Source organism: Winogradskyella poriferorum (assembly GCF_050618035.1).
Taxonomy (GTDB): domain Bacteria; phylum Bacteroidota; class Bacteroidia; order Flavobacteriales; family Flavobacteriaceae; genus Winogradskyella; species Winogradskyella poriferorum_A.
In genome coordinates this window covers 82,556-109,293 of sequence record NZ_JBODPY010000007.1, presented here as the reverse complement: position 1 = coordinate 109,293, position 26,738 = coordinate 82,556, and the positions used below count along the sequence as shown (strand labels likewise).

Genomic DNA, 26,738 nt, shown 5'->3' with positions numbered 1-26,738 from the left:
TATTTATTGCGCAACCGCTTTTCTGTTTTTACCTGTTTTCATCAATCCATCATAATGCTTGTTAAGCAAGTATGAATTGACTTGTTGCATCGTATCAATAGCCACACCAACCATAATTAATAATGATGTACCACCAAAAAATAATGCCCATCCTTGTTGAACACCCATTAGCTTTACAATAAATGCTGGGAACACAGCAATTAGTGCTAAGAAAATAGAACCAGGTAATGTAATTTGTGACATTATCTTGTCTAGATATTCTGAAGTTTCAGAACCTGGTCTTATACCAGGGATAAAACCTCCACTACGTTTTAAATCATCTGCCATCTTATTTGTTGGCACTGTAATCGCAGTATAGAAATATGTAAATACAATGATTAATAATCCAAATACAACATTATACCATAATCCGAAGATATCAGAAAAGTTAGTCTGCATCCAAGCACCAGCTGTTGTCTCCTTTAATAGAGAAGATCCACCTATTAAACTTGGTACAAACATTATTGCTTGCGCAAAAATGATTGGCATTACACCAGACGCATTTAACTTTAATGGTAAGAATTGTCTAGATCCAAATACATTCTTTTCATAACCACCAGAAGCAGTTCTTCTCGCATACTGAACAGCTATTTTTCTAACTGCCATTACTAAGAACACTGATGCTAATATGATTAAGAACCAGATCACCAATTCTATTAATATCATCATAAATCCACCATTACCCTCAGTTCTTGATAATGCATTTTGCATGAAAGACTGTGGCAAGGTTGCGATGATACCAACCATAATTAATAATGAAATACCATTTCCAATTCCCTTGTCTGTAATTTTCTCTCCTAACCACATTGCAAATACACAACCGGTTACTAAGATGATTACTGATGAGAAATAGAAAATACTCTCATTAAAACCAGGCATTAAAAGTGTACTCATAGATGGTGCTCCAGATAATGCAGGAACACTAGCTAAGTAACCAGGCGCCTGAACCAAACAAATTCCGATGGTTAACCAACGAGTAATTTGCGTAATTTTCTTTTGGCCACTTGCCCCTTCTTTCTGTAATTTCTGTAAATAAGGAATTGCAATACCCATTAACTGAACAACAATCGATGCTGAGATATAAGGCATAATACCTAATGCGAATACAGAGGCGTTAGCAAAGGCTCCACCTGTGAATGCATTTAATAAACCTAATATACCACTATCTGTTCCTGCTTGTAAACCACCTAGTGCATCAATATTGATACCTGGTAAAACTACCTGAGCACCAAAACGATATACCAATAATAAACCTAAAGTCAAGATAATTCTATCTTTAAGTTCAGTGATCTTCCAAACGTTTTTTAATGTTTCTATTATCTTCATCCTTATTATCTTATAAAGTTACAGCTTCACCACCAGCAGCTTCAATAGCAGCTTTTGCTGTAGCAGTAAATTTATGAGCAGTAACTGTTAATTTTGCTTTTAACTCTCCTCTTCCTAGGATTTTTACAAGATCGTTTTTACCAACCTTTCCTAAAGAAACTAGAGTTTCAAAATCTACAGTTCCCTTAATTTTCTTTTCATCAACTAATTGCTGAAGTGTATCAATATTTACAGCTTGATACTCAACACGGTTAATGTTTTTGAATCCGTATTTAGGCACACGTCTTTGTAACGGCATCTGTCCACCTTCGAAACCAAGTTTCTTAGAGTAACCAGAACGTGACTTGGCACCTTTATGTCCTCTAGTCGCAGTGCCGCCTTTACCAGATCCTTGTCCACGACCTACACGTTTACCTTGACTTTTTACTGAACCTTCTGCAGGTTTTAAATTACTTAAATCCATTTTTAAGTTTATATTTTTAAGCTTCTTCTACAGAAACTAAATGTTCAACTTTTTTAACCATACCAAGGATATTTGGCGTGGCATCGTGCTCTACAACCTGACCAATTCTTTTTAAACCTAAAGCCTCTAATGTAAGCTTTTGCTTTTTAGTACGGTTAATTGCACTTTTTACTTTCTTTACTTTAATCTTTGCCATTTTATCCAATGATTATCCGTTAAATACTTTTTCAAGTGATATACCACGCTCTCTTGCTACAGCTCTAGCATCTCTTAATTGTAATAAAGCATCAAATGTTGCTTTTACTACATTATGAGGGTTAGATGAACCTTGAGACTTTGATAATACATCATGAACACCAACTGCTTCAAGTACAGTTCTTACTGCACCACCTGCAATTACTCCGGTACCAGGTGCAGCAGGAATAATATTTACTCTTGCACCACCGTACTTACCTTTTTGCTCATGTGGTAATGTACCTTTTACGATAGGAATTCTAACAAGATTTTTCTTTGCATCTTCAACTGCTTTTGCAATTGCAGTTGCAACATCTTTAGATTTTCCTAATCCGTGACCAACAACACCTGCTTCATCACCAACAACTACGATTGCTGAAAAACCAAATGCTCTACCACCTTTAGTTACTTTTGTAACACGCTGTACGCCTACTAAACGATCTTTTAATTCTAAACCGCCTGGCTTTACTAGTTCTGCGTTTTTATATTTTTGATACATAATGTCTTAAAATTTAAGTCCTGCTTCTCTAGCGCCTTCAGCTAAAGATTTTACTCTTCCGTGATACAAATAGCCACCTCTATCGAATGAAATGGTCTCAACACCAGCTTTCATTGCTTTTTCAGCAACAGCTTTTCCAACTAAAGCCGCAACTTCAGTTTTATTTCCTTTAGCTTTCGCTATGTCTTTATCTCTTGAAGATGCAGCAGCAATTGTCTCGCCAGTTACATCATTCACAACTTGAGCATAAATTTCTTTATTGCTTCTAAAAACAGATAATCTTGGTCTTGCTTCAGTACCAGATACTACTTTACGTATTCTGTTTTTTATTCTTGTTCTTCTTTGATTCTTTGTCAATGCCATAACTTAACTATTAAGCTGATTTACCTGCTTTTCTTCTAATTTCTTCACCAACAAACTTGATACCTTTTCCTTTGTAAGGCTCTGGCTTACGGAAGCTACGAATCTTAGCCGCAACTTGACCAACTAATTGCTTGTCGTGTGATGTAAGTTTAACGATTGGATTTTTACCTTTCTCTGAGATAGTCTCAACTTTTACTTCTGGAGCAATATCCATTACTATATTGTGAGAGAAACCGATCGCTAAATCTAATTTTTGTCCTTGATTTGAAGCTCTGTAACCAACACCTACTAATTCTAATTCTTTAGTAAATCCGTTAGAAACACCTTCTATCATATTAGCAATTAATGCACGATATAAACCATGCTTTGCTCTGTGATCTTTCTTTTCAGATGAACGCGTTAAAGTAACCGTTCCTTCCTCTAGTTTAATTTCAATATCTGAATACTCTTGAGTTAACTCACCTAATTTTCCTTTTGCAGTAATTAAGTTGTCGCTAATCTCAACTGTAACACCTTCAGGAACTGTTATTGGGCTTTTACCTATTCTTGACATAATTTCCTGTTTTTTAGTATACGTAACATAATACCTCGCCACCAACGTTTTCTCTTTGCGCTTGCTTACCAGTCATCACTCCGTGAGACGTAGAAACAATTGCAATACCTAAACCATTTAAGATTCTTGGCATTTCGTTAGCACCGGCATACTTACGTAAACCTGGTTTACTGATTCTTTGAATTTTCTTAATGACAGACTCTTTTGTGTCTTTGTTGTATTTCAAGGCAATCTTTATTGTACCCTGAACTGTAGAGTCATCGAATTTGTAACTTAAAATATAGCCCTGATCGAACAATATTTTAGTTATCTCCTTTTTTAAGTTAGATGCAGGAATCTCTACCACTCTGTGGTTAGCTTTCACAGCATTTCTAACTCGCGTTAAATAGTCCGCTATTGGATCTGTGTACATAATTTTAATTTTTGGAAAATGGTTTTCGAATGTTACCGAACCTAAATTCCGATTATACAATAATTATATTGATAATTGTACAGAAGCTAATTCGCTTCCTCAATTGTTACCAACTTGCTTTTTTCACACCAGGAATTAACCCTTTGTTAGCCATTTCTCTAAACATTACACGAGAGATTCCAAATTGTCTCATATAACCTTTTGGTCTTCCTGTAAGTTTACAACGGTTGTGCATACGTATTGGTGATGCATTTTTAGGTAACTTTTGTAATGCTTCGTAATCTCCAGCTTCTTTTAAAGCTTTTCTCTTCTCAGCATATTTAGCAACCATTTTTGCACGCTTCACCTCACGAGCTTTCATTGATTCTTTAGCCATAATTAATTTCTTTTAAATGGTAATCCTAGTTCTGTTAATAATGACTTAGCTTCTTTATCTGTCTCAGCTGAAGTCACAAATGTGATATCCATACCTGAAATCTTGTTGATTTTATCAATATCGATTTCTGGAAATATAATCTGTTCTGTTACACCTAAGTTATAATTTCCTCTACCATCAAAACCATTAGCTTTGATACCATTGAAATCTCTAACACGTGGTAATGCTGAAGTAACTAATCGATCTAAGAACTCATACATGCGCTCTCCTCTTAATGTTACTTTGGCACCAATTGGCATCCCTTTACGTAACTTGAAAGAGGCAACGTCTTTCTTAGAGATTGTTGCTACAGCTTTTTGTCCTGTAATTTTAGTTAGCTCATCAACAGCGTGATCAATTAACTTCTTATCTGCAACCGCAGCACCAACACCTCTAGACAATACAATCTTTTCAAGCTTTGGTACTTGCATTACATTTTCATATCCGAATTCTTCTGTAAGAGCTGGAATAATTTTATCCTTATACTCTTGTTTTAATCTTGCAACGTAAGCCATAACTAAATTACTTCATTAGATTTTTTAGAAAATCTTACTTTATTATCGCCATCCATTCTATATCCAACTCTTGTTGTTTCACCCTTACTTGTCAATAAAGACAAGTTTGAAATGTGAATAGATGCTTCTTTCTCAACAATACCACCTTGAGGATTCTGAGCACTTGGCTTAGTGTGTTTTTTTACCATATTAACACCTTCCACGATGGCTTTGTTCTTATCTCTTAATACTTTAAGTACTTTACCTTCTGAACCTTTGTGGTCTCCAGCAATTACTTGTACTGTATCTCCTGATTTTATTTTAAGCTTTGTCATCTTATTAATCAATTAAAGCACTTCAGGTGCTAATGATACAATTTTCATGAATTGTTTATCACGAAGTTCTCTCGCTACAGGACCAAATACACGTGTTCCTCTCATTTCCCCTTGTGGGTTTAAAAGTACACAAGCATTATCGTCGAATCTTATATAAGATCCGTCTGGTCTTCTAACTTCTTTAGCAGTACGTACAACAACAGCAGTAGAAACTGCTTTTTTCTTAACGTTTCCGTTAGGTGTAGCATCTTTAACAGAAACCACTACTTTGTCACCAACAGAAGCATATCTCTTTTTTGTACCACCTAAAACACGAATTACTAAAACTTCTTTAGCACCAGTGTTATCAGCTACTTTTAATCTAGATTCTTGTTGTACCATAATTACTTCGCTCTTTCAATTATTTCTACTAATCTCCAACACTTAGATTTACTTAAAGGTCTTGTTTCCATGATCTTTACAGTATCTCCTTCGTTGCAGTCGTTTTTCTCATCGTGCGCAACATATTTCTTTGTCTTTAACACGAATTTTCCATACATAGGATGCTTTACTTTCTTTACTTCAGAAACAACAATAGATTTCTCCATTTTGTTACTAGTAACTACTCCTATACGTTCTTTTCTTAAATTTCTTTTTTCCATCTTTCAGCAGAATACAATTATTGTCCTTCTCTATTAGTTAATTCAGTTGCCAATCTCGCTACTGCACGTCTTACCGTACGCAATTGGATTGGATTTTCTAAAGGAGAAATTGCGTGAGCCATTTTTAGGTCTGCATAACTCTTTTTAGTCTCACTAAGTTTTTCTTGTAACTCAGCTGTTGAAAGCTGTTTAATTTCTGATTGCTTCATAATATCTTTTTATTAAGCTTCGTAATCTCTAGCTATGATAAACTTAGTTTTTACTGGAAGTTTTTGTGCTGCTAAACGTAACGCTTCTTGAGCTACGTCTAATGGTACACCACTTACTTCAAATAATACACGTCCAGGCTTTACAACAGCTGCCCAATATTCAACGGCACCTTTACCTTTACCCATACGTACTTCAAGAGGTTTCTTTGTAATAGGCTTGTCTGGGAAAATTTTAATCCACAGAGATCCTTCTCTTTTCATGTAACGTGTAGCTGCAATACGCGCCGCTTCTATTTGACGAGCAGTTATAAAAGAGGAGTCTAAAGATTTTATACCGAAAGTACCATTAGATAATAAATGGCCTCTACCAGCATTACCCTTCATACGACCCTTTTGCTGCTTACGAAATTTTGTTCTTTTAGGCTGTAACATTTTTTCTTTTCTTTAAAAAATTACTTTCTACGACGTTGGTTTTTTCCACCTCGTCCACCTTTTCCTTTTTGCTTAGAAAGACCCACTAATGGAGAAAGTTCTCTTTTTCCATAAACTTCGCCTTTCATAATCCACACTTTAACACCTAATCTACCGTAAGTAGTATGTGCTTCAACAAGAGCATAATCAATATCAGCTCTAAATGTAGATAAAGGAATACGTCCTTCTTTATAGTGCTCAGAACGTGCCATTTCAGCTCCGTTTAAACGACCACTAATTTGAATTTTGATTCCTTCAGCATTCATACGCATAGCGGCAGCGATAGCCATTTTAATTGCTCGTCTGTAAGAAATTCGGCTTTCTATCTGACGTGCAACACTTGCTGCTACTAAATGTGCATCTAGTTCAGGTCTTTTAATCTCAAAGATGTTCAATTGAACTTCTTTACCAGTAATCTTTTTAAGCTCTTCTTTTAACTTATCTACCTCTTGACCACCTTTACCGATAATAATACCAGGTCTAGCAGTAGTGATAGTAACGGTTACAAGTTTAAGCGTACGCTCAATAATTACTCTACTTACACTAGCTTTAGATAAACGCGCATGAACGTATTTTCTAATCTTATCGTCTTCGGCAAGTTTATCACCATAATCGTTTCCTCCGTACCAGTTAGATTCCCATCCTCTGATAATTCCTAAGCGATTTCCGATTGGATTTGTCTTTTGTCCCATATCTCTATCTTAGCTTTGTGTTTTGTTTAATGAATCTATTACCACAGTTACGTGATTAGATCTTTTTCTAATTCTATGTGCTCTACCTTGAGGTGCAGGACGCAATCTTTTTAACATTGTCCCACCATCTACTCTAATTTCTTTGATGAATAGATCTGCTTCCTCAACATCTGCATCTTCGTTTTTAGCCTGCCAGTTTGAAATTGCCGACATAACCAATTTCTCTAAACGACGTGATGCTTCCTTTTGGCTAAATCTAAGAATCTGAAGAGCTTTTTCTGCCTTTTCGCCTCTAATTAAATCCGCTACTAAACGCATCTTTCTTGGAGATGTAGGACAGTTATTTAGCTTAGCAAAAGCAACTTGCTTTTTCTCCGCCTTAATAGCTTCAGCCATTTGTTTTTTACGACTTCCCATGATTCTTATTTTTTACCTTTATTTTTTGCACCTGCATGACCTCTAAATGATCTTGTTGGTGAAAATTCGCCTAATTTATGACCTACCATATTTTCAGTAATATAAACTGGTACAAACTGACGACCGTTGTGAACAGCGATAGTCTGACCTACGAAATCTGGAGAAATCATAGAGGCTCTAGACCAAGTTTTAATTACAGTCTTTTTATTAGAAGCTACATTCTCTGCAACTTTCTTTTCTAATTTATAGTGGATATAAGGTCCTTTTTTTAATGAACGTGCCATACTATCTTACTTATTTCTTTCTACGTTCTACAATATACTTATTACTCGCTTTCGTCTTAGAACGCGTTCTATAACCTTTAGCAGGAATACCGTTTCTTGATCTTGGGTGACCTCCTGAAGACTTACCTTCACCACCACCCATTGGGTGATCAACTGGGTTCATTACTACTGGTCTAGTTCGTGGACGTCTACCTAACCATCTGCTTCTACCAGCTTTACCTGATACGATTAACTGATGATCTGAGTTAGACACAACACCTATTGTTGCCATACAAGTTGCTAAAACCATTCTGGTTTCACCTGAAGGCAATTTAATTGTTGCGAACTTCCCATCACGTGCCATTAATTGTGCAAACGCACCAGCACTACGTGCCATAACCGCACCTTGACCTGGATGTAATTCTATACAGGATACAATAGTACCTAATGGAATTTCACTCAAAGGCATTGCATTACCAATCTCTGGTGCAATACCACTTTCTCCAGATACAATCTTTTGCCCTACTTGCAAACCATTCTGAGCGATAACGTAACGCTTCTCTCCATCTTGGTAATTTAATAAAGCAATAAATGCTGTTCTGTTTGGATCGTATTCTATTGACTTTACTTCTGCTGGAATTCCAGTTTTGTTTCTTTTAAAATCAATGATACGATACTTTCTCTTATGACCACCACCTTTGTAGCGCATAGTCATTTTTCCTTGACTGTTTCTACCACCAGACCTTTTTTTCGGAGCAAGTAAACTTTTCTCCGGCTTATCAGTAGTAATTGCGTCAAATCCATTTACTACTCTAAAACGCTGGGCTGATGTAATCGGTTTTAATTTTCTAACTGACATTTTTGTCTAATTACATGTTAGCGTATAAATCTATTGTTTCACCTTCCGCCAGTTGTACAATTGCCTTTTTAACAGCATTTGTTTTACCATGTTGAATACCCGTTTTTGTATAACGTGTTCTTCTATCTGGACGGACATTTATAGTACGAACTTTTTCAACAGAAACTCCATAAGCAGCTTCAACTGCTTTTTTGATTTCTACCTTGTTCGCCTTTGTGTTCACCTCAAACGCATAAGCATTTAACAACTCACTTTGCGTGGTTGCTTTTTCAGTGATGATAGGTTTTATTAAGATACTCATCGTTGTTCTATTTACTTAAATTCGATTCAATTCCTTCTAATGCACCTTCTAATAGAACCACTTTATTAGCGTTCATAATCTTATAAGTGCTTAATTCTGAAGCTGTTATAACATCAGAACCTTTCAAATTGCGCGACGACAAATATACATTATTATTAGCGTCACCCAACACAAACAGAGATTTTTTGTTTTCTATCTCTAATGCTTTCAATACATCCACAAAATTCTTAGTCTTTGGTGCTTCGAAATTGAAATCTTCTAAAACAACTATTGACTTATCATTTGCTTTGATTGATAATGCAGATCTACGTGCTAAACGCTTAACATTTTTGTTAAGCTTAAAACCATAGTTTCTTGGTCTTGGTCCAAACATACGACCACCACCTTTAAATACACCAGACTTGATACTACCAGCTCTTGCTGTACCAGTACCTTTTTGTTTTTTGATCTTACGTGTACTTCCTGCAATCTCACCTCTTTCCTTTGCCTTATGCGTACCTTGTCTTTGGTTAGCTAAATACTGCTTAACATCTAGATACACTGCATGGTTATTAGGTTCTATAGCAAACACTTCTTTAGAAAGCTCAGCTTTTCTACCAGTGTCTTTTCCGTTAATATCTAAAACTGCTACTTTCATTACTTCTCAATAATTACATAAGAGTTCTTATGACCAGGAACACATCCTTTAACAACAAGTAAGTTCTTTTCTGGAACTACCTTATAAACTCTTAAATTTTGAACTTTAACTGTTTCACCACCCATACGACCTGCCATTTTCATTCCTTTGAAAACTCTTGCAGGATACGAAGCAGCACCAATTGAACCAGGAGCTCTTAAACGGTTATGTTGACCGTGTGTAGCTTGACCAACACCACCAAAACCGTGACGTTTTACAACACCCTGGAAACCTTTACCTTTTGATGTACCAGATACATCAACAAACTCTCCTTCTACAAAATGCTCTACTGTTACAGCATCTCCTAATTTGTACTCCTCATCAAAACCTTTGAATTCAACGACCTTGCGTTTTACAGAAGTACCCGCTTTTTTAGCATGCCCTAAGGCTGCTTTAGTAGCGCTTTTTTCTGTCGCGTCATCGAAACCTAGTTGAAGTGCATTGTAGCCATCAACTTCTTCAGTTCTGACTTGGGTAACGATACATGGACCTGCTTCGATAACTGTACATGGAATATTCTTTCCATTCTCATCGAAAATGCTGGTCATACCGACTTTTTTTCCAATTAACCCAGACATATTTATTAATTATTAATTATTTACTATTTGTTATTTAAAACTCAAGGCTGAAAATACGCTTCAGCCTTGAATTGTATTTTTACCGTTTTTCCTTCGCACGCAGCTCCGGACATGTCTTTGAGCATTCAGCTCAGTTTATCATTACACCTTAATCTCTACTTCAACACCACTTGGTAATTCGAGCTTCATTAAAGCATCAATTGTTTTTGAAGACGAAGAGTAGATATCTAATAATCTCTTGTAAGAGCTTAATTGAAACTGCTCTCTTGACTTCTTATTTACGTGAGGTGAACGTAAGACAGTGAAAATTTTCTTGTGTGTTGGTAAAGGAATTGGTCCCGTAACAACTGCACCAGTACTTTTTACTGTTTTTACAATCTTATCAGCAGACTTGTCTACTAAATTGTGATCGTAAGATTTTAACTTTATTCTAATTTTTTGACTCATTTTCTTAAAATTTAAGCTTCAACTCCTTTTGCTGCCTTAATCACATCTTCAGATATATTTGAAGGTGTTTCAGCATAGTGTGAGAATTCCATGGTTGATGTTGCTCTACCCGATGATAATGTTCTTAATGAAGTAACATATCCAAACATTTCTGATAGTGGCACATTTGCCTTAACAACTTTAGAACCTGCTCTATCGCTCATGTCATTAACTTGACCACGACGACGGTTAAGGTCACCTACAATATCTCCCATACTTTCCTCAGGAGTTAACACTTCTAATTTCATGATTGGCTCCATGATTACAGCCTTTGCAGCTTTTGCAGCAGCTTTAAATCCTAATTTCGCAGCCAATTCGAATGATAATTGATCTGAATCTACATCGTGGTAAGAACCATCAGTTAAAGTAACTTTCATAGCATCTACCTCGTATCCAGCCAATGGTCCATTTACCATTGCCATCTTGAATCCTTTCTCAACTGAAGGGATAAATTCTTTAGGAACGTTACCCCCTTTAATTTCAGAAACAAATTCTAAACCTTGTTTACCTTCTTCTGCAGGCTCAAGTGTAAAGACAATATCAGCGAATTTACCACGTCCACCAGATTGTTTCTTGTAAACTTCTCTGTGCTGTGCACGTTGTGTAATTGCTTCTTTGTACTCTACCTGAGGTTGACCTTGGTTAACCTCAACCTTAAACTCACGCTTAAGACGGTCTACAATAATATCTAAGTGAAGCTCACCCATACCAGAAATAATTGTCTGACCAGAAGCTTCATCTGTTCTTACTGTAAATGTTGGATCTTCTTCAGCTAACTTCGCTAAAGCCATACCTAACTTATCTACATCTGCCTTAGTCTTAGGCTCCACTGCGATACCGATTACTGGATCTGGGAAGTCCATAGATTCTAAAACAATTGGATTCTTTTCATCAGATAAAGTATCTCCAGTTTTGATATCCTTAAATCCAACTGCTGCTCCAATATCTCCTGCTTCAATAAACTCAATAGCATTTTGTTTGTTAGAGTGCATTTGGTAAATACGCGAAATACGTTCTTTTTTACCTGATCTGTTATTTAATACGTATGAACCAGCATCCAATCTACCTGAATATGCTCTAAAGAATGCTAAACGACCAACGAAAGGATCAGTAGCAATTTTAAATGCTAATGCAGAGAATGGCTCTTTTACATCTGGCTTACGTGAAATTTCGTTATCTGAATCTGGCTCAGTACCAACGATAGCTTCTTTATCCACAGGAGAAGGTAAGTAACGACATACTGCGTCTAATAAGAACTGAACACCTTTGTTTTTAAAGGCAGAGCCACAAATCATTGGAATAATAGACATATCCATTACTGCCGCTCTTAAAGCTGCATGTACTTCGTCCTCTGTAATAGAGTTTTCATCTTCCATGAATTTCTCAAGAAGATTTTCATCGTAAGTTGCAACCTCTTCGATTAATTGTGCTCTTAGCTCAGCCGCTTCAGCCTTTAATTCTTCAGGAATATCGATAACATCAAAAGTAGAACCTTGAGTTTCATCGTGCCATACGATCGCACGGTTCTTTACTAAATCAACGATGCCTTTAAAATCAGCTTCATCACCAATATTCATTACGATTGGAACTGCATTAGACCCAAGCATATCTTTAACTTGCTGACAAACTGCCATAAAGTTAGATCCTTGACGGTCCATTTTGTTAACAAATCCAATTCTTGGTACTTTGTAGTTATCTGCAAGTCTCCAGTTAGTTTCGGATTGTGGCTCTACACCATCAACCGCACTAAACAAGAATACTAATCCATCTAATACACGTAAAGAACGATTTACCTCTACGGTAAAATCAACGTGACCTGGAGTATCGATAATATTAAAGTGATAACCTTTAGTATCTGGAGTTGGCTGTCCGTTTTCAATAGGGAAATTCCAGGTACAAGTTGTAGCAGCAGAAGTAATTGTAATACCTCTTTCTTGCTCTTGCTCCATCCAATCCATTGTAGCCGCACCGTCATGTACTTCACCAATTTTGTGAGATACACCAGTATAATAAAGGATACGCTCTGTTGTAGTGGTTTTACCTGCATCAATATGTGCAGCAATACCTATATTTCTTGTAAATTTTAAATCTCTTCCCATTTTAATTAAAATCTAAAGTGTGAGAATGCCTTGTTAGCTTCAGCCATTTTGTGCGTGTCAACTCTTTTCTTAACAGCAGCACCTTCTTCTTTGGCAGCCGCTAAAATTTCTGCTGCTAATTTTTGAGCCATAGATTTTTCGTTTCTCTTACGAGCGTAACCTATTAACCACTTCATCGCAGTTGAAACTTTACGATCTGGACGAATTTGCATTGGGATCTGGAATGTAGCACCACCAACACGACGACTACGTACTTCTACGTGAGGCATCACATTTGATAAAGCATCTTTCCATACTTCTAAAGCTGTTTTTTCGTCGTCATTCTTTTTCTCTTCTACAATATCAATTGCATCGTAGAATACTTTAAACGCCACAGACTTCTTACCGTCCCACATCATGTTGTTTACAAAACGTGTAACCAACTGATCGTTAAATCTTGGGTCTGGTAAAAGCGGTCTCTTTTTCGCTTGTCTTTTTCTCATGTCTTCTTCTTAAAGTTTTAAATTACTTCTTAGGGCGTTTTGCACCATACTTAGATCTCCTTTGCGTGCGACCAGCAACACCTGCTGTATCTAATGCACCACGCACAATGTGATATCTAACACCTGGTAAATCTTTTACCCTTCCACCTCTAACCAATACTATCGAGTGCTCTTGTAGGTTGTGACCTTCTCCACCGATGTATGCATTAACCTCGTTACCGTTAGTTAAACGAACCCTTGCTACCTTACGCATTGCTGAGTTTGGTTTCTTAGGTGTTGTTGTATAAACACGAGTACATACACCACGTCTTTGCGGACACGAATCTAAAGCAGCCGATTTACTCTTCTTGGTTATTTTGGCTCTTCCTTTTCGTACTAATTGTGAAATTGTTGGCATATATTTCTAAAAAAAATTATTTAACCCTCACTTTTGAGGGCTGCAAAGGTAGAAATATATATTAATTATTCAAACTGTTAGAGATATATTTTGACAAGAAAATTGAACTTTTGTTTCATGCCTATACATTAAGACCTATTTTTACGTTATTAAAGCATAATTTCTCTACCATTCTTAATGAAAGGACTTTATCTGCCATTTGTGTTTCTTTTATTTTTGATTTTGCCAAATCAATTAACCGGTCAAAACCTTTCTCTTAAGGTATTATCTGATTCTCAAAAAGATCTCGCAGTTATCGATTCTGTAGGATACAAGTCTAAATTTAAAGACTACAAATCCTTAGATAAGGAAATAAATAGTTTAAGAACTCGCTTAACAAAAATTGGCTATATAGACACTAAGTTAATTACTGTTGACAAGAAAAATGACACGCTCTATGAAACACGGTTTAAACTGGGTAAAAAGGTAAACCGAATTAGGGTTTACTTTGACAGCACTTTTAACACGGACTTGCTTAAAATTATAGACCATGTCAATGGAACCAATTATTTTGAAATTGATATAAATAATCTAGAAACAGACCTAACTACACTTAACGCTGCAATTGCAGAAAAAGGTGATCCTTTTACTTCCCTTCAACTCGAGAATATATTAAAACTTGGATCCGATTTGATTTCTGCATCGCTCCGTATAGACACTTCACAGTTGAGACGTATTGATAATATTGTAATAAAAGGTTATGAAAACTTCCCAAAGTCTTACATAAAGTATTTCCTAAAATTAAAAGAAGGAGAAACCTTTGGATTGAATGAAATTAAGAAAAAGGTTGAGCTCCTTGAAGATTTAAGATTTGCAAATAAGATTAAAGACCCTGAAGTACTTTTTACAAAGGATTCCACAACTCTGTATTTATATGTAGAGAAAGTAAGAACAAATAATTTTGATGGTTTTTTAGGTTTTGGGACAAATGAAACTACCAACAAGCTTGAATTTGATGGCTATCTAGATTTAAGACTCGTAAATAATCTTAATTATGGTGAGACCCTAAACTTATATTATAAAAGTGACGAAATAGATCAACAAACATTTAGAGTAAATGTAGATTTACCCTTTTTATTCAAAACTCCAATAGGGCTAGACTTAGGGTTAAATATTTTCAGAAAAGATTCGACTTTTATTAATGTTACCCAAAGGGCGAATTTTAATTATCAAATTAACGCATTACATAAAATAGGTATTGGAATCAATGCTATAAAATCGAGTAATTTATTAGAGGAAGACACCTCTGTACTTAATGATTATAGCTCAAATTATTTTACAGCAAATTATAATTTTAATAAACCCCAATTTAGGGACCCCTTATTTCCTTTTAATTTTTGGCTAGACTTTTCTTCGGACTTTGGAAGTAGAAGTAATGATCTTGGTGACAGAGATCAGAGTTTTTATCGTATCGATACTTATAAAATATTCAATCTTAATAACAGGAACAGCATATTTACAAGAATAAATGGTGCCATGCTAATTTCTGATGATTACCTAGACAATGAACTTTTTCGTTTTGGTGGTATTAACTCTATTCGCGGTTTTGAAGAAAACAGTTTAGTAGCCAATTTATTTGGCGTTATTAATACAGAGTATCGTTATAGACTTAGTAATACTATTTATGTACATTCTGTGCTTGACGCGGCATATTTTGAAAATGATTTAACCGAAAGCAAAGAAAAATTATTTGGCTTTGGCTTTGGTCTTGGGTTACTCACTAACGCAGGTTTATTTCGATTAAACTACTCTAGCGGTAAATCAGAAAATAGACAGTTTAAACTATCCGATTCTAAAGTACATATTAGCCTAACGGCTACTTTCTAAAATATGACTCTAGAATTGAAAGTTTAGTTTATATTTATCAAAAAAAAGCAATGCGAAAAACTTTACTCCTTCTATCATTATTTTTTTCACTTTCAATAATCGGTCAGAATACGGTTGGAACGATATCTGTTACAAACGACGTATTTGATGGTTATACTCTTTTTAACATACACACAAAAGCTTACCTCATAAATAATTGTGGAGAAGTTGTTAATGAGTGGAATAGTGCTTATTTACCCGGTAGTTCAGTATACCTCCTGCCAAACGGCAATTTACTAAGAGCAGGACGATTAGATGATGGTAGTAGTGACATTGGATTTGGTGGTCAAGGTGGAATAGTCGAACTTTTTGATTGGGATGGTAATGTTATATGGTCATATACTTACAGCTCCAATTTATTCAGACAACATCACGATGTGTACCCTCTACCAAATGGAAATGTATTGATCTTGGCAGCAACTGTTGTTACTGGTGCTGAAGCTATTGATTTAGGGAGAGACCCATCGGTTCTTCCAGATGGTGAATTATATAATGAGCAAATAATTGAAGTGGAACCAATACTGGGTACAACTACTGGAAATATAGTCTGGGAATGGAATATTTTTGATCATCTCATTCAGGATTTTGATAATACCAAACAAAATTTTGGCGTTGTAGGAGATCATCCTGAGAAGTTGGATATCAATTTTATTAATAATGACACTGGTGGTAATAACTGGTTACACGTTAACTCCATTCAATATGACAATCAGCGCGATCAGATTACACTAAGTGCGAGACGTGTTAGTGAAATTTGGGTAATTGACCACTCTACTACTACCGCTGAAGCAGCAACAGGTTCAGGTGGAACTTACGGAATGGGTGGAGACTTGCTCTACAGATGGGGAAATCCTCAAGCATATAGACAAGGTACCGAATTAGACCGTACCTTATTTGGTCAACATTCTCCTTATTTCATTCCGAATGGTTATCCTAATGCAGGTAAAATTATTTTATTCAACAATGGTTTTCAGCGTACGCCAGAATTCTCACAGGTAGATATTATTTCACCTCCCGAATCTTCATTGGGTGTTTTTGATTATACTGCAGGAACGGCATATGGACCCCTTGCACCAGATTACACATACTCGGAACCTGGTGAAGATCCTTCTACATTATTTTCGGTTATTGTTAGCAACGCACAACAACTTCCAAACGGGAATATTCTAGTGAATGAAGGTAATCAAGGTTACTTTTTTGAGTTAGATACCAACGACAACAAAGTATGGGAATATAGAAACCCGATCAACAATATCAATGGTACATCAACAGCTCAAATGGATTCACCTAGTGGAAATTTAGTCTTCAGGGCTTTTAAATACGGTACGGATTATTCAGCATTCACGGGAAGAGATTTAACACCTGGACTCCCATTAGAATTGAATCCTGACTTAACACCTTGTAATAATCTAAGTACAGAAGAATATGGGTTTGATACTGTTACTCTTTATCCAAATCCGACAAAAAATAGTGTTTTTGTAAACACCAGTGAAGTTGTTTTAAGAGTTGAAGTTTTTAATATGTTAGGTCGAAAAATAAGTGAATCAGAATCCAATGAGATTAATTTAACAGGCCAAGAAAAAGGTATTTATCTTTTAAAAATTTTTACGGATAGATCTATTATCAGTAAACGTGTAATTAAAAATTAAACTTCGAAAAGATATGCATAACCACCCATAATCAGGGTGGTTTTTTTATACCTTTACTGCATGAAAAATGAGACTACGATTTTTGGAATTAGGGCTATTATTGAAGCTATTAAATCGGAAAAAACAATTGACAAGGTATTTCTTCAAAAAGGATCTAGAGGAGAGTTATTCCAAGAGTTAGAACATCTTGTAAGAACCGAAGGTATCAATTCTTCATACGTACCAATTGAAAAACTAAATCGCCTGTCGCGTGGTAATCACCAAGGTGCTGTTGCACAAATTTCACCCATAGAGTTTCATAATATCGCCGACCTTGTCCTAAATGTTATTGAATCTGGTACAACTCCATTATTTCTATTACTCGATCAGCTGAGCGATGTTAGAAACTTTGGTGCTATTGTCCGAACAGCAGAATGCACTGGAGTTTCTGGAATTATTATTCAGAAAAAAGGTGGTGCCCCAATAAACGGTGACACCATAAAAACAAGTGCTGGTGCAATATTTAAGATTCCTATTTGTAAGGTTGACCATATTAAAGATGCGGTTTATCACTTGCAATCTTCTGGCATAAAAGTTATTGCAGCAACAGAAAAAGCAGAAGACACTATTTACAATTTATCGCTTAACGATCCTTGCGCGATTATAATGGGTTCTGAAGGCAGAGGTATTAATCCCTCTGTTTTAAAAGCTGTTGATGAACTTGCCAAACTCCCAATACTAGGAGACATCGAATCCCTTAATGTTTCAGTAGCTTGTGGCGCCTTCCTATATGAAGCTGTTAGACAGCGAATTACAAATTAGGTCTTTGAAAAAATTTCAGATTTTTCGTTAAAACACTACATTCTTTAAGAGGTATTCAATTTTTTATTAAAAATCTTTTAATAATTTTTGCTTATTTAAGATTTTGTTAAGATTTTTGAAACAAACATTAACTAAATCATATGAATACAAAATTGAATGTAAAGCTAACAATGCTTTTCGTTTTTCTCTTGCAAATATGTATTGCTCAAGAGCGAACGATTACTGGTATTGTTTCTGATGAGAATGGCGTTCCTTTACCTGGCGCCTCAGTTGTGGAAAAAAACACAACTAATGGAGTATCAACAGACTTTGATGGTAAATATTCCATAACCGTTAGTGAAGGGGCGGTTTTAGTTTTTAGCTATGTTGGTTATGCCGAGAAGGAAGTAGCTCTCGGTGCTGGTGATCAAATCAATGTATCCCTTGATCCAGACAACGCCTTAGAAGAAGTAATTATTACTGCTCAAGGTATTAGAAAGGAAAAGAAGGCACTTGGTTATGCTGTGTCTACAGTAGATAGCAAGGATATTGAGCAAAAACCAGATACCGACATTGGTAGAATATTAAGAGGTAAAGCTTCGGGTGTAAGAATTACTGGAACCGGTGGTGTTTCGGGTAGTGGTTCGAATATTATTATTAGAGGTTTTTCTTCAATTACAGGTGGTAACCAACCACTTTTCGTTGTTGATGGCGTTTTAATTGATGGTTCTACTGGAGGATCTAATCAGGCATCTAGCTCTGCTAGTTTCCAATCTGGAAACGTTCGTAGTGGATTTGCAGATATTGATCCAAGTAACATTGAAAGTGTTAGTATCTTAAAAGGTTTAAGTGCGACAGCTCTTTATGGTGGTCAAGGTAGAAATGGTGTAATCTTAATTACAACTAAATCAGGAAGCCAGACTAATAAGAAAATGGAGATTAGTGTTACACAATCCTTATTTACCAATAACATAATCCTACCTGATTATCAAGATACTTGGGGTAATGGATTTCAAAATGTTTATGGTGCATTTTTTAGTAACTGGGGTTCACGTTTTGATAGCCAGGACACTATCGATAATGCATTTAGAACAATGTTAGAAAACAACTTCTTAGCTCCTGGTCAGCTACCATCAGATTTATTCCCTGGCAGAACAGACTTAGATGCGAGAGATGTAGTGTATCGTCCTTATGATAGCCAAGATGCATTTTTTGATACAGGAATCGTAGCAACGACTTCTATAGGTGCATCAGGTAGTTTAGCCGATAAAGGTGCATTCAACGTCAACTACAGTTATGTAGATGATGAATCATTTATTCCTGGAAACAGTTTAATAAGAAATAACTTCTCGTTAGGTGCTTCTTACAAATTTGATAATAAGTTTAGCATCAACGGTAAAGTTAATTTTGCTAAAACTGATATTAAGTCACCATTTACAGATGCCTCAACAGGTAGTGATGTAAGTATCTCTACTGCTGGTACTGGTGGTGTGGCTTCTATTTGGAACATCTTATATCTTCCACGAAGTGTTGATATCACTGGTACACCTTACCAACATCCTGCTACTGGTGAAAGTTTATGGTACAGAGGTGGTAACGACCGTATGAATCCGCTTTGGGTGGTTGATAATACTTTAGATGAATCTAAAACAAATAGAGTATTTGGTAATTTCATTACTTCATATGAGTTCAATGATTGGATGTCGCTTAGCTATAGAGCTGGTTTTGATATTACAAATACAATGACAGAACGTAGTATTAACAAGGGTGCTAATGATGGTATCCATCCAAATGGATATTTACAAACGACTTCAGCAAGACGTTCGGTATGGGATCATTCCTTATTATTAAATATCGATAGGGAAATCAATGAAGACTTTAGTATTCAAGGTACATTGGGTGCAAACTCTCAACGTCAAGAATTATTTACGGATGGTGCTGAAAGTCGCGATCAAATTATTTTTGGACTTCAAAATCACATCAATTATCAAAACTCTAGTACCATTATAGAAGGTACTCTTTTTGCTGATAATAACGTGACATACCAATCACAGAATGAAAGAAATATTACAGCGTTATATGCTGCGACTACAGTGTCTTATAAGAACTTCTTATATCTAAATGCTTCAATCAGAAATGAATGGACATCCAATTTAGAGCCAGAATTTAGATCACAATTCTCACCAGGTATAAGTGCTTCTTTTATTCCTACAAGTGCTTTCCCTGAGTTAAAATCAGAAAAAGGATTAAACTTCTTAAAGTTGAGAGCTGGTTATGGTACTGCACCTGGATTCCCATCTGCAAACTATATTACAAGAAGCTTTGTTTCTTTAAATCCAAGTATTGTTGATATTGGAAACGGTGGTGCAATTGCATCTAGTATTCCAAATGCTTTACCAAATGCCAATCTTAGACCAGAATTGTCAAAAGAATTTGAATTTGGTATAGATGCAAGATTTTTAGAAAACCGTGCTGGATTTGAATTCACAGTTTATAACAGAGATACAGAAGATCAAATTATTCAAAGACCACTTCCACCAGAAACTGGTTATACAAGTCAATTTACTAATATTGGTAATGTTATTAACCGTGGTATTGAGCTTGTTGCTGACTTTACACCAATTCGTAACGATGATTGGAACTGGACAGTTTCAGGTAGCTTTAGCCGTAATGTGAGTGAAGTAAAAGGTTTAGATGATGGTGAGCAAATTTTATACGGTGGAATTTTCGCTACACCTGCAAATGCTGCGATTAACGGAGAACAATTAGGTGTAATTGTAGGTAGTAGAATATTACGAGATGATAACGGAAATCGTTTAGTAGATGAAAATGGTTACTGGATACAAGATCCAACAAACGGAATTATTGGTGATCCTAACCCAGATTGGTTCTCTACAATCAACAACAGTCTATCTTGGAAAAACCTAACTTTTAATATGCAATGGGAATATCAAAAAGGTGGTGATATCTACGCTACTACTGTAGGTGCATTAGTAGGTCGTGGTTTAGTTGAGGATACGGATTTTGACCGTACTCAGAGTGTTATCCTTCCTGGAATTAGACAATCTACAGGACAACCAAATGATATTCAATTAACAGCTACTGAGGCTTATTTTAATAATATTGGTTTCGGTACAGACGAAATGCTAATCTACGATGCAACGCATGTAAGACTTAGAGAGGCATCAATTTCTTATAACATGCCTAAAAAATGGTTAGACAGAACACCTTTTGGCTCTGTTTCATTAACTTTATCAGGTCAAAACCTTTTTGTAAAAGCGTTTAATGTTCCTGAGAGTGTAAATTATGATCCAGAACTTAACAGTTTAGGTGTAGGTAATTCTCAAGGTTTCGATTATTTGACATCTTGGAATTCTAGACGCTATGGTATGAGCATTAAATTAACATTTTAAAAAAAAACTATGAAGAATACAGTAATTAAAAGATTAACATGGTTTTTGACAATAGTTTTAGTCATGACCATATCATGTGAGACGACAGAATTAGATCTGTTACAAGATCCAAACGTTCCCACACCAGATGCATTAGATCCTGATACCAACTTAAATTTTGTTGCATTTAGTTTCGCAGAATTTTTTGAGGAAGCAACAGAAGCTGGTGCAGAAGCCGTGAGACTAGAATACATGTTTGATACCTATGAGGTAAATTATATTAACTCTAACGGTAACCTAGCAAATATGTGGACTATCGCTTATGCAGATATTCTTAACGAAATCCAGTTGATTCAACCAATTTTGGAAGAAACAGGTAGATTTGAGCACTTAGGAATTAATAAGATTATTAGAGCTTACACGCTAATGACCTTGGTTGATTACTTTGGTGATGTACCATTATCAGAGGCACTTCAAGGTGCGGATATCTTTCCTAGTTTAGATAATGGAGCCGATGTTTATGCTGCCGCTTTAGCAGATTTAAATGGAGCTCTAAGTGACTTTGATCAGATTGATAGTAGTACTCCAAGTGCAAACGACTTATTTTTTAGTGGTGATATCTCTAAATGGACTAAGTTGGCAAACACACTTAAATTAAAGTATTACCTAAATACAGGATCAGCTACAGACATTGCTAGTTTATTAAGTGCTGGTGACATCATTACAAGTAGTGCTGATGACTTTTTCTGGCAAGCAGGAACTAGTGATAACCCACAAAGTAAGCACCAGTATTATTTTGAAGAATATGAAGCAGCGAATACAGGTGAGTATATCCCTAATTACTTAGCTTGGGCTATGACTGAAGAAAAAGGATTAGACGATCCAAGATTACGTTATTACATCTACAGACAAGTTGATGAATTCCCAACGGATCCGGCAACTTTAAACAATGAAATTGACTGTTGGAACGATCCAAGACCAAGTACATATGCTGCCATTGATGCTATTTCTGCAGCACCGATGCCATTCTGTGCACTTTTTGACAGAGGCGATGGTTATTGGGGAAGAGACCACTCAGAAAATGATGGTATTCCTCCAGACAATGCTAAGCGTATGACTTTTGGTATTTATCCAGTTGGAGGTAAATTTGACGATAATGATGCTGAAGGTATTGATGCCGGAGACGGACTAGATGGTGCTGGTATTTGGCCCATAATGATGGATTCGTTTGTATACTTTATGCGAGCAGAAGCTGCATTAACATTAGGAACATCAGACAATCCAAGAGCTATGTTAGAGCAAGGTGTAAGATCATCAATAGCTACCGTAATGAGTAAACTACCAAATCCAGGTGACTTTAGTAATGTACCTTCTACTGCAGACGTAGACAACTATGTAGATGAAGTTTTAGCATTATATGATGCTGCGGCTGACGATGCTGGAAGGATGGCTGTAGTTGGTAAAGAGTATTGGTTAGCATTATTTGGTAATGGTGTTGAAGGTTACAACTTATACAGACGTACGGGAACGCCTATTAACTTACAACCAACTTATCTTGGTACAGGGAATTTCCCAAGAACATTCCTTTATCCAAATGTTGTTGTAGATAGAAACCCAAATATTGATCAAAAAAGTGGTTTAACCGTACAAACTTTCTGGGATACTAACCCAGCAGGATTTATACAATAAAAAAATTGCATTATGAAACAGACTTTTAAATTATTATTATTATCCATGCTAGTCTTTAGTATTGGATGTTCAGATGACGATAAGCTTCCTGTAGATTTTGCGGACCTTAATGATAGTGGTGGTGCATTTGCACAAGAATTATCTTCAGCTGGTTTAAGTGATATTAACTTACTAGACCCGTCAGGTTCAAATTTTTCTAAGCGATATCAGCTGGTATCACCAGCCGGAGGTACTGATATAACTCAACTTGATATTTATGTCAATGCGACAAGACTTAATGATGTCATCGCTTCAGAACAATTGTTGTTCTCAAGAACATCAAGTGATTTTGAATCTTCAGATGGTGATTATCCACAAGTTGAAGTTGATTATGTTGGGGCAGATATTATAAGCCTTTTAGGTTTAACTACTTCAGATTTAGAGGGTGGCGATCAATTTAATTTTAGATTGGCCGTTACAAATCCAGATGGTGTCTTTTCTGATGTAAGTGCAAACTTTGACAATCAATCTGCTGATCACACATTTATTTCCAATGTAATATGCCTTAATGTTCCTGAACCAGGAGATTGGACACTAGAGATGGTAGATCTTTATGGTGATGGATGGAATGGTGGTGCAATCACTGTTAATATTAGCGGTGTTTCAACAACGTATTCGGCTGCTGGTTTCGGTACAACAGTAACAATTAATGTTCCTGATGGTACTACTCAGTTTACATTTACTTATACTGCAGGAGATTGGGAAGGTGAAAACCTATTCACTTTAACAGATCCTAATGGTGTTGTTGTATTGGATGAAGGTGTAGGAGACGGAAGTCAAGGTAATGGCCCTCCAACGGGTGAGTTACTCAATAACTGTCCGGATTAAAAATCAAAAAGTTTTGATTAGTCTAAATAAAAAAACCATCTGTAAATCAGATGGTTTTTTTATTGCTTAAGTATTTTGTAATGAAGAAGTCTGTGATCTTCTAATTCTAAACTGACCAAATAAAAGCCCTGCATCAAGTTCGAACAATCAATTTTTTCTGAGTTATCAAATTCCTTTATCAGATCACCTTTAAGATCATGTAATTGAATTCTAACAATATTTGCACCTGATAGATTATTAATATTTAAAACTTCTGAAACTGGATTAGGATATAAATCGATCTGAAGCTGTTGTTCAAATGAGTCAATGGACAAAGTTGATCCCTCAACAATATTTAATACCTGATTAGCACTAACGTTGTAAATGGTATCCTCAATACCACTTAACCAATTCACTTTTACGTAATCAACAACATCATTATTACCTAAACCAAATACCTCAGTCGAAGAGTTTTGAGATAAATACCCTTCGCCACAGAGCGTATAGCCATATTGTACAGTTCCATTAATCGAAATTTCAATAACCGAACCAATTCCATCTCGGTTGCTTATTACACCCTCCAGATTTATCTTTAGATAATTATTAATTGTGTTGGTATTATTCTTCCAGAAATCGACATTCTCGTCACTAGCATTTGTGACGATTATCTCATACAACCCATCATTATCTACGTCTCCAATGGCGTTTGAAAAACTATAATTATCATCATTATTAAAACCGTAGAAATTAGAAGAGGATGTAACAAAAGATTCATTTCCTACATTTCTAAAAAATGTAGACGGATTAAAAGTAGAATTATAATCAGCAGTACTACTCACATATAAATCCAAATCCATATCATTTTCTGCATTCAAAAAAACAGCTCCCCAACATGGTCCAAATACTTCTGTTGTAGAACTACCTGCAATATTAGTGAACGTTCCATCACCATTATTTTGAAGAAAATAATTTCCTAAGGTTGGAGTATTGGTTACATAAATATCTAGCCAACCATCAGAATTCACATCATCTACGGTAACAGACATGGCATCTATTGCCAAATCCGCACCTGACACTTCGCTTACATCTTCAAATGTACCATCACCATTATTTCTATAAAGAATATTAGTATTTGCTGTGCGGTCGTTAGATATATAAATATCTTGAAAACCATCATTATCATAATCTAAAAAGGCTGAACAAAAGGACAGATGTCCTTCATTGCTTATACCCGCTGTCCAACTTATATTTGAAAATGTTCCATTACCATTGTTTTGAAAAAGTAAATTGGGTATAACTTTAGCAGGGTCAAAACTAGACAGGAATACATCTAAAAATCCATCATTATTTATATCACCCCAAGATGCACCATAAGTTTTTAATGCTTCTAGAGGAAAGCCAGCCGCAACAGTAACATCCACTAAAATACCACTACCGTCATTTCTAAGTAATCTATTGCTGTCTGTAAAACTTGTAACAAACAAATCTTTATCACCATCATTATCATAATCAACCCAATTTAATGACTTAGTTTGGTGTGTAAGATCAGGCATACTAAAAAAATACTCCGAAAAAATACCATTATAATTCTTAAAGAATCTGATGGATTGTCCATCTTCTGTTGTAAAGGTTAAATCATCCCAGCCATCATTATCAAAATCAACAAAGGCTACACCATTACCTAAAAATGTATCACCACAACTTAAATTTAATCCATAGTGCGTAGATAAATTCTCAAAATTAATTTGACTGTGGACACTGTTATAACAACATAAAAGTCCGCACAACAAAAAAGTTAAAAGGGATGATTTCTTCAGATTGGATTTCATTTTTAAATATCTGTTCATCGCCTGTAAATATAACTAAAAGTAAGGGATATAAAGCTAAAATAAAGCCATACTTATAACTCTAATAATTCCTAAATAGGAATACACAATCCTTAACTCAGTACATGTTCTAATAATAGTTCATGAAAACTATACTATTCGAGTTCCTCAGTATTTTCTTCTGGTATAAACTCTATGAAATTACCATCTTCATCAAAATGCTTCATAAAGGGATCGTCATCTTCATTATAATCGGGTTGTTCCCAGTAATAGCGTTCTGGTTTAGCCACCTGTTTCCTAAATACTAAGGCAAACAAGAACCCTGTAATTAAACCACCAAGATGACCTTGCCAGGACATACCTGCTTTCACCGGAAATACATACCAGATTAAACTGCCGTATAAAAAGACTACCATAAGGGAGAGTGCAATTAGTCTATAGTGCTTAGCAAATATTCCTTTAAAAAAGATAAAGCTTACTAAGACATAAATTAATCCACTTGCACCAATATGATTGCCCGATTTCGCTATTAACCAAGTCAATAAACCAGATAATAAAATTCCGTATAAAATGACCCTCCAGGCTATTTTCTTGTAGAAGTAAAAAAGTGCAAGGGACAGTACAAAAAGTGGTATGGAGTTGTTATATAAATGATTAATATCTCCATGTAGAAATGGACTCGTAAATATGCCCAATAGTCCTTCTAATTTATGTGGTTTAATCCCATACGCCTTAATGCCATAATCTATCCTTACCTGAAACCAGAAGACTAACCAAATACTAAAAAGCAATAGTATTGGGTATAAAATTACACTGGTTGAATATTTAAATTGTGGTTCTTTAGACATAATAGTTATAGACCATACACCAAATTTAAAACCAAATATGGTATCCATGAAATATTGTCACAAGTCCTACATTTTAAAGCAATTATTTTAAACCTTGTT

General features: G+C 35.6%; 33 protein-coding genes. 6 read left to right on the top strand and 27 right to left on the bottom strand.

Features of this window, described 5'->3' with window-relative positions; genetic code table 11:
• Positions 1-3 precede the first annotated feature (3 nt).
• The 25 genes from secY to rpsL all read right to left on the bottom strand — a co-directional run bounded on the left by secY (position 4) and on the right by rpsL (position 13,704).
• Entirely contained in the window at positions 4-1,365 is a 1,362-nt protein-coding gene (gene secY / locus ACRHOC_RS13930; protein ID WP_431159250.1) for a preprotein translocase subunit SecY, read from the bottom strand.
• 10 nt (positions 1,366-1,375) lie between these two features.
• Positions 1,376-1,828 (bottom strand): 50S ribosomal protein L15, encoded by a 453-nt coding sequence (gene rplO, locus ACRHOC_RS13925; protein WP_431159249.1) that lies wholly within the window; start codon positions 1,826-1,828, stop codon positions 1,376-1,378.
• A 16-nt stretch (positions 1,829-1,844) separates the two neighbouring features.
• A complete protein-coding gene (gene rpmD / locus ACRHOC_RS13920) occupies positions 1,845-2,024 on the bottom strand; it encodes a 50S ribosomal protein L30 (RefSeq protein WP_431159248.1) in 180 nt (59 codons plus the stop codon).
• 12 nt (positions 2,025-2,036) lie between these two features.
• Positions 2,037-2,561 carry a 30S ribosomal protein S5 gene (rpsE, locus tag ACRHOC_RS13915; RefSeq protein ID WP_431159247.1) on the bottom strand — a complete coding sequence of 175 codons (525 nt, stop codon included), beginning with the start codon at positions 2,559-2,561 and terminating at the stop codon, positions 2,037-2,039.
• 6 nt (positions 2,562-2,567) lie between these two features.
• Complete coding sequence (gene rplR / locus ACRHOC_RS13910; protein WP_431159246.1) at positions 2,568-2,924, bottom strand: 50S ribosomal protein L18; 357 nt, start codon at positions 2,922-2,924, stop codon at positions 2,568-2,570.
• 10 nt (positions 2,925-2,934) lie between these two features.
• Positions 2,935-3,477 carry a 50S ribosomal protein L6 gene (gene rplF / locus ACRHOC_RS13905; protein ID WP_431159245.1) on the bottom strand — a complete coding sequence of 181 codons (543 nt, stop codon included), beginning with the start codon at positions 3,475-3,477 and terminating at the stop codon, positions 2,935-2,937.
• A gap of 13 nt (positions 3,478-3,490) precedes the next feature.
• Complete coding sequence (gene rpsH, locus ACRHOC_RS13900; RefSeq protein WP_296355447.1) at positions 3,491-3,889, bottom strand: 30S ribosomal protein S8; 399 nt, start codon at positions 3,887-3,889, stop codon at positions 3,491-3,493.
• A gap of 106 nt (positions 3,890-3,995) precedes the next feature.
• Positions 3,996-4,265, bottom strand: coding sequence for a 30S ribosomal protein S14 (gene rpsN / locus ACRHOC_RS13895; protein WP_114300021.1), 270 nt, complete (start codon positions 4,263-4,265; stop codon positions 3,996-3,998).
• A 2-nt stretch (positions 4,266-4,267) separates the two neighbouring features.
• Positions 4,268-4,819, bottom strand: coding sequence for a 50S ribosomal protein L5 (rplE, locus tag ACRHOC_RS13890; protein WP_431159244.1), 552 nt, complete (start codon positions 4,817-4,819; stop codon positions 4,268-4,270).
• A gap of 2 nt (positions 4,820-4,821) precedes the next feature.
• Complete coding sequence (rplX, locus tag ACRHOC_RS13885) at positions 4,822-5,133, bottom strand: 50S ribosomal protein L24 (RefSeq protein ID WP_111685486.1); 312 nt, start codon at positions 5,131-5,133, stop codon at positions 4,822-4,824.
• 12 nt (positions 5,134-5,145) lie between these two features.
• Positions 5,146-5,514 (bottom strand): 50S ribosomal protein L14, encoded by a 369-nt coding sequence (gene rplN / locus ACRHOC_RS13880; RefSeq protein ID WP_431159243.1) that lies wholly within the window; start codon positions 5,512-5,514, stop codon positions 5,146-5,148.
• 2 nt (positions 5,515-5,516) lie between these two features.
• Positions 5,517-5,774: a 30S ribosomal protein S17 gene (gene rpsQ, locus ACRHOC_RS13875; protein ID WP_111685488.1), complete on the bottom strand. Its 258-nt coding sequence runs from the start codon at positions 5,772-5,774 to the stop codon at positions 5,517-5,519.
• A gap of 17 nt (positions 5,775-5,791) precedes the next feature.
• A complete protein-coding gene (gene rpmC, locus ACRHOC_RS13870) occupies positions 5,792-5,983 on the bottom strand; it encodes a 50S ribosomal protein L29 (RefSeq protein ID WP_431159242.1) in 192 nt (63 codons plus the stop codon).
• A gap of 12 nt (positions 5,984-5,995) precedes the next feature.
• A complete protein-coding gene (gene rplP, locus ACRHOC_RS13865; protein WP_218547011.1) occupies positions 5,996-6,415 on the bottom strand; it encodes a 50S ribosomal protein L16 in 420 nt (139 codons plus the stop codon).
• A gap of 20 nt (positions 6,416-6,435) precedes the next feature.
• Positions 6,436-7,146, bottom strand: coding sequence for a 30S ribosomal protein S3 (gene rpsC / locus ACRHOC_RS13860; protein ID WP_114300010.1), 711 nt, complete (start codon positions 7,144-7,146; stop codon positions 6,436-6,438).
• 9 nt (positions 7,147-7,155) lie between these two features.
• The gene (gene rplV / locus ACRHOC_RS13855) at positions 7,156-7,563 is read right to left on the bottom strand and encodes a 50S ribosomal protein L22 (RefSeq protein ID WP_431159241.1); all 408 of its coding nucleotides are present in this window, start codon (positions 7,561-7,563) and stop codon (positions 7,156-7,158) included.
• Between the two features lie 5 nt (positions 7,564-7,568).
• The gene (rpsS, locus tag ACRHOC_RS13850) at positions 7,569-7,847 is read right to left on the bottom strand and encodes a 30S ribosomal protein S19 (RefSeq protein ID WP_111685493.1); all 279 of its coding nucleotides are present in this window, start codon (positions 7,845-7,847) and stop codon (positions 7,569-7,571) included.
• Positions 7,848-7,857: 10 nt separating this feature from the next.
• Positions 7,858-8,685: a 50S ribosomal protein L2 gene (gene rplB / locus ACRHOC_RS13845; RefSeq protein WP_431159240.1), complete on the bottom strand. Its 828-nt coding sequence runs from the start codon at positions 8,683-8,685 to the stop codon at positions 7,858-7,860.
• Between the two features lie 10 nt (positions 8,686-8,695).
• A complete protein-coding gene (gene rplW, locus ACRHOC_RS13840; RefSeq protein ID WP_224530957.1) occupies positions 8,696-8,986 on the bottom strand; it encodes a 50S ribosomal protein L23 in 291 nt (96 codons plus the stop codon).
• A gap of 7 nt (positions 8,987-8,993) precedes the next feature.
• The gene (rplD, locus tag ACRHOC_RS13835; RefSeq protein WP_431159239.1) at positions 8,994-9,623 is read right to left on the bottom strand and encodes a 50S ribosomal protein L4; all 630 of its coding nucleotides are present in this window, start codon (positions 9,621-9,623) and stop codon (positions 8,994-8,996) included.
• Complete coding sequence (gene rplC, locus ACRHOC_RS13830; protein ID WP_431159238.1) at positions 9,623-10,240, bottom strand: 50S ribosomal protein L3; 618 nt, start codon at positions 10,238-10,240, stop codon at positions 9,623-9,625. The genes rplD and rplC overlap by 1 nt, the downstream gene beginning before the upstream one ends.
• Before the next feature lie 141 nt (positions 10,241-10,381).
• Positions 10,382-10,687, bottom strand: a complete 306-nt coding sequence (rpsJ, locus tag ACRHOC_RS13825; RefSeq protein ID WP_007650482.1) for a 30S ribosomal protein S10 — start codon at positions 10,685-10,687, stop codon at positions 10,382-10,384.
• An 11-nt stretch (positions 10,688-10,698) separates the two neighbouring features.
• The gene (fusA, locus tag ACRHOC_RS13820) at positions 10,699-12,825 is read right to left on the bottom strand and encodes an elongation factor G (RefSeq protein ID WP_431159237.1); all 2,127 of its coding nucleotides are present in this window, start codon (positions 12,823-12,825) and stop codon (positions 10,699-10,701) included.
• Between the two features lie 5 nt (positions 12,826-12,830).
• Positions 12,831-13,307 (bottom strand): 30S ribosomal protein S7, encoded by a 477-nt coding sequence (gene rpsG / locus ACRHOC_RS13815; protein ID WP_431159236.1) that lies wholly within the window; start codon positions 13,305-13,307, stop codon positions 12,831-12,833.
• Between the two features lie 22 nt (positions 13,308-13,329).
• On the bottom strand, positions 13,330-13,704 hold the full coding sequence (rpsL, locus tag ACRHOC_RS13810) for a 30S ribosomal protein S12 (protein ID WP_008269190.1): 375 nt from the start codon (positions 13,702-13,704) through the stop codon (positions 13,330-13,332).
• A gap of 177 nt (positions 13,705-13,881) precedes the next feature.
• Here rpsL and ACRHOC_RS13805 point away from each other — a divergent pair, with 177 nt between their 5' ends.
• From ACRHOC_RS13805 to ACRHOC_RS13780, 6 genes are all read left to right on the top strand, one after another.
• Positions 13,882-15,570 carry a POTRA domain-containing protein gene (locus ACRHOC_RS13805; RefSeq protein WP_431159235.1) on the top strand — a complete coding sequence of 563 codons (1,689 nt, stop codon included), beginning with the start codon at positions 13,882-13,884 and terminating at the stop codon, positions 15,568-15,570.
• A gap of 50 nt (positions 15,571-15,620) precedes the next feature.
• The gene (locus ACRHOC_RS13800; protein WP_431159234.1) at positions 15,621-17,258 is read left to right on the top strand and encodes an aryl-sulfate sulfotransferase; all 1,638 of its coding nucleotides are present in this window, start codon (positions 15,621-15,623) and stop codon (positions 17,256-17,258) included.
• Positions 17,259-17,318: 60 nt separating this feature from the next.
• On the top strand, positions 17,319-18,059 hold the full coding sequence (rlmB, locus tag ACRHOC_RS13795; protein ID WP_431159233.1) for a 23S rRNA (guanosine(2251)-2'-O)-methyltransferase RlmB: 741 nt from the start codon (positions 17,319-17,321) through the stop codon (positions 18,057-18,059).
• A 140-nt stretch (positions 18,060-18,199) separates the two neighbouring features.
• Entirely contained in the window at positions 18,200-21,451 is a 3,252-nt protein-coding gene (locus tag ACRHOC_RS13790; protein ID WP_431159232.1) for a SusC/RagA family TonB-linked outer membrane protein, read from the top strand.
• A 9-nt stretch (positions 21,452-21,460) separates the two neighbouring features.
• Complete coding sequence (locus ACRHOC_RS13785; protein ID WP_431159231.1) at positions 21,461-23,119, top strand: SusD/RagB family nutrient-binding outer membrane lipoprotein; 1,659 nt, start codon at positions 21,461-21,463, stop codon at positions 23,117-23,119.
• 12 nt (positions 23,120-23,131) lie between these two features.
• Entirely contained in the window at positions 23,132-23,986 is an 855-nt protein-coding gene (locus ACRHOC_RS13780) for a hypothetical protein (RefSeq protein ID WP_431159230.1), read from the top strand.
• Positions 23,987-24,045: 59 nt separating this feature from the next.
• Here the strand turns inward: ACRHOC_RS13780 and ACRHOC_RS13775 are convergent, their stop codons facing one another.
• Both ACRHOC_RS13775 and ACRHOC_RS13770 read right to left on the bottom strand, forming a co-directional pair.
• Positions 24,046-25,794 (bottom strand): FG-GAP-like repeat-containing protein, encoded by a 1,749-nt coding sequence (locus ACRHOC_RS13775; RefSeq protein WP_431159229.1) that lies wholly within the window; start codon positions 25,792-25,794, stop codon positions 24,046-24,048.
• 152 nt (positions 25,795-25,946) lie between these two features.
• Entirely contained in the window at positions 25,947-26,687 is a 741-nt protein-coding gene (locus ACRHOC_RS13770) for a rhomboid family intramembrane serine protease (protein ID WP_431159228.1), read from the bottom strand.
• Between the last annotated feature and the right edge of the window lie 51 nt (positions 26,688-26,738).

Excerpts from the sequence above, each read along its gene's own strand:
- secY (WP_431159250.1), bottom strand. The coding sequence starts at position 1,365 with ATGAAGATAATAGAAACATTAAAAAACGTTTGGAAGATCACTGAACTT.
- rplO (WP_431159249.1), bottom strand. The coding sequence starts at position 1,828 with ATGGATTTAAGTAATTTAAAACCTGCAGAAGGTTCAGTAAAAAGTCAA.
- rpmD (WP_431159248.1), bottom strand. The coding sequence starts at position 2,024 with ATGGCAAAGATTAAAGTAAAGAAAGTAAAAAGTGCAATTAACCGTACT.
- rpsE (WP_431159247.1), bottom strand. The coding sequence starts at position 2,561 with ATGTATCAAAAATATAAAAACGCAGAACTAGTAAAGCCAGGCGGTTTA.
- rplR (WP_431159246.1), bottom strand. The coding sequence starts at position 2,924 with ATGGCATTGACAAAGAATCAAAGAAGAACAAGAATAAAAAACAGAATA.
- rplF (WP_431159245.1), bottom strand. The coding sequence starts at position 3,477 with ATGTCAAGAATAGGTAAAAGCCCAATAACAGTTCCTGAAGGTGTTACA.
- rpsH (WP_296355447.1), bottom strand. The coding sequence starts at position 3,889 with ATGTACACAGATCCAATAGCGGACTATTTAACGCGAGTTAGAAATGCT.
- rpsN (WP_114300021.1), bottom strand. The coding sequence starts at position 4,265 with ATGGCTAAAGAATCAATGAAAGCTCGTGAGGTGAAGCGTGCAAAAATG.
- rplE (WP_431159244.1), bottom strand. The coding sequence starts at position 4,819 with ATGGCTTACGTTGCAAGATTAAAACAAGAGTATAAGGATAAAATTATT.
- rplX (WP_111685486.1), bottom strand. The coding sequence starts at position 5,133 with ATGACAAAGCTTAAAATAAAATCAGGAGATACAGTACAAGTAATTGCT.
- rplN (WP_431159243.1), bottom strand. The coding sequence starts at position 5,514 with ATGGTACAACAAGAATCTAGATTAAAAGTAGCTGATAACACTGGTGCT.
- rpsQ (WP_111685488.1), bottom strand. The coding sequence starts at position 5,774 with ATGGAAAAAAGAAATTTAAGAAAAGAACGTATAGGAGTAGTTACTAGT.
- rpmC (WP_431159242.1), bottom strand. The coding sequence starts at position 5,983 with ATGAAGCAATCAGAAATTAAACAGCTTTCAACAGCTGAGTTACAAGAA.
- rplP (WP_218547011.1), bottom strand. The coding sequence starts at position 6,415 with ATGTTACAGCCTAAAAGAACAAAATTTCGTAAGCAGCAAAAGGGTCGT.
- rpsC (WP_114300010.1), bottom strand. The coding sequence starts at position 7,146 with ATGGGACAAAAGACAAATCCAATCGGAAATCGCTTAGGAATTATCAGA.
- rplV (WP_431159241.1), bottom strand. The coding sequence starts at position 7,563 with ATGGGAAGTCGTAAAAAACAAATGGCTGAAGCTATTAAGGCGGAGAAA.
- rpsS (WP_111685493.1), bottom strand. The coding sequence starts at position 7,847 with ATGGCACGTTCATTAAAAAAAGGACCTTATATCCACTATAAATTAGAA.
- rplB (WP_431159240.1), bottom strand. The coding sequence starts at position 8,685 with ATGTCAGTTAGAAAATTAAAACCGATTACATCAGCCCAGCGTTTTAGA.
- rplW (WP_224530957.1), bottom strand. The coding sequence starts at position 8,986 with ATGAGTATCTTAATAAAACCTATCATCACTGAAAAAGCAACCACGCAA.
- rplD (WP_431159239.1), bottom strand. The coding sequence starts at position 9,623 with ATGAAAGTAGCAGTTTTAGATATTAACGGAAAAGACACTGGTAGAAAA.
- rplC (WP_431159238.1), bottom strand. The coding sequence starts at position 10,240 with ATGTCTGGGTTAATTGGAAAAAAAGTCGGTATGACCAGCATTTTCGAT.
- rpsJ (WP_007650482.1), bottom strand. The coding sequence starts at position 10,687 with ATGAGTCAAAAAATTAGAATAAAGTTAAAATCTTACGATCACAATTTA.
- fusA (WP_431159237.1), bottom strand. The coding sequence starts at position 12,825 with ATGGGAAGAGATTTAAAATTTACAAGAAATATAGGTATTGCTGCACAT.
- rpsG (WP_431159236.1), bottom strand. The coding sequence starts at position 13,307 with ATGAGAAAAAGACAAGCGAAAAAGAGACCGCTTTTACCAGACCCAAGA.
- rpsL (WP_008269190.1), bottom strand. The coding sequence starts at position 13,704 with ATGCCAACAATTTCACAATTAGTACGAAAAGGAAGAGCCAAAATAACC.
- ACRHOC_RS13805 (WP_431159235.1), top strand. The coding sequence starts at position 13,882 with ATGAAAGGACTTTATCTGCCATTTGTGTTTCTTTTATTTTTGATTTTG.
- ACRHOC_RS13800 (WP_431159234.1), top strand. The coding sequence starts at position 15,621 with ATGCGAAAAACTTTACTCCTTCTATCATTATTTTTTTCACTTTCAATA.
- rlmB (WP_431159233.1), top strand. The coding sequence starts at position 17,319 with ATGAAAAATGAGACTACGATTTTTGGAATTAGGGCTATTATTGAAGCT.
- ACRHOC_RS13790 (WP_431159232.1), top strand. The coding sequence starts at position 18,200 with ATGAATACAAAATTGAATGTAAAGCTAACAATGCTTTTCGTTTTTCTC.
- ACRHOC_RS13785 (WP_431159231.1), top strand. The coding sequence starts at position 21,461 with ATGAAGAATACAGTAATTAAAAGATTAACATGGTTTTTGACAATAGTT.
- ACRHOC_RS13780 (WP_431159230.1), top strand. The coding sequence starts at position 23,132 with ATGAAACAGACTTTTAAATTATTATTATTATCCATGCTAGTCTTTAGT.
- ACRHOC_RS13775 (WP_431159229.1), bottom strand. The coding sequence starts at position 25,794 with ATGAAATCCAATCTGAAGAAATCATCCCTTTTAACTTTTTTGTTGTGC.
- ACRHOC_RS13770 (WP_431159228.1), bottom strand. The coding sequence starts at position 26,687 with ATGGATACCATATTTGGTTTTAAATTTGGTGTATGGTCTATAACTATT.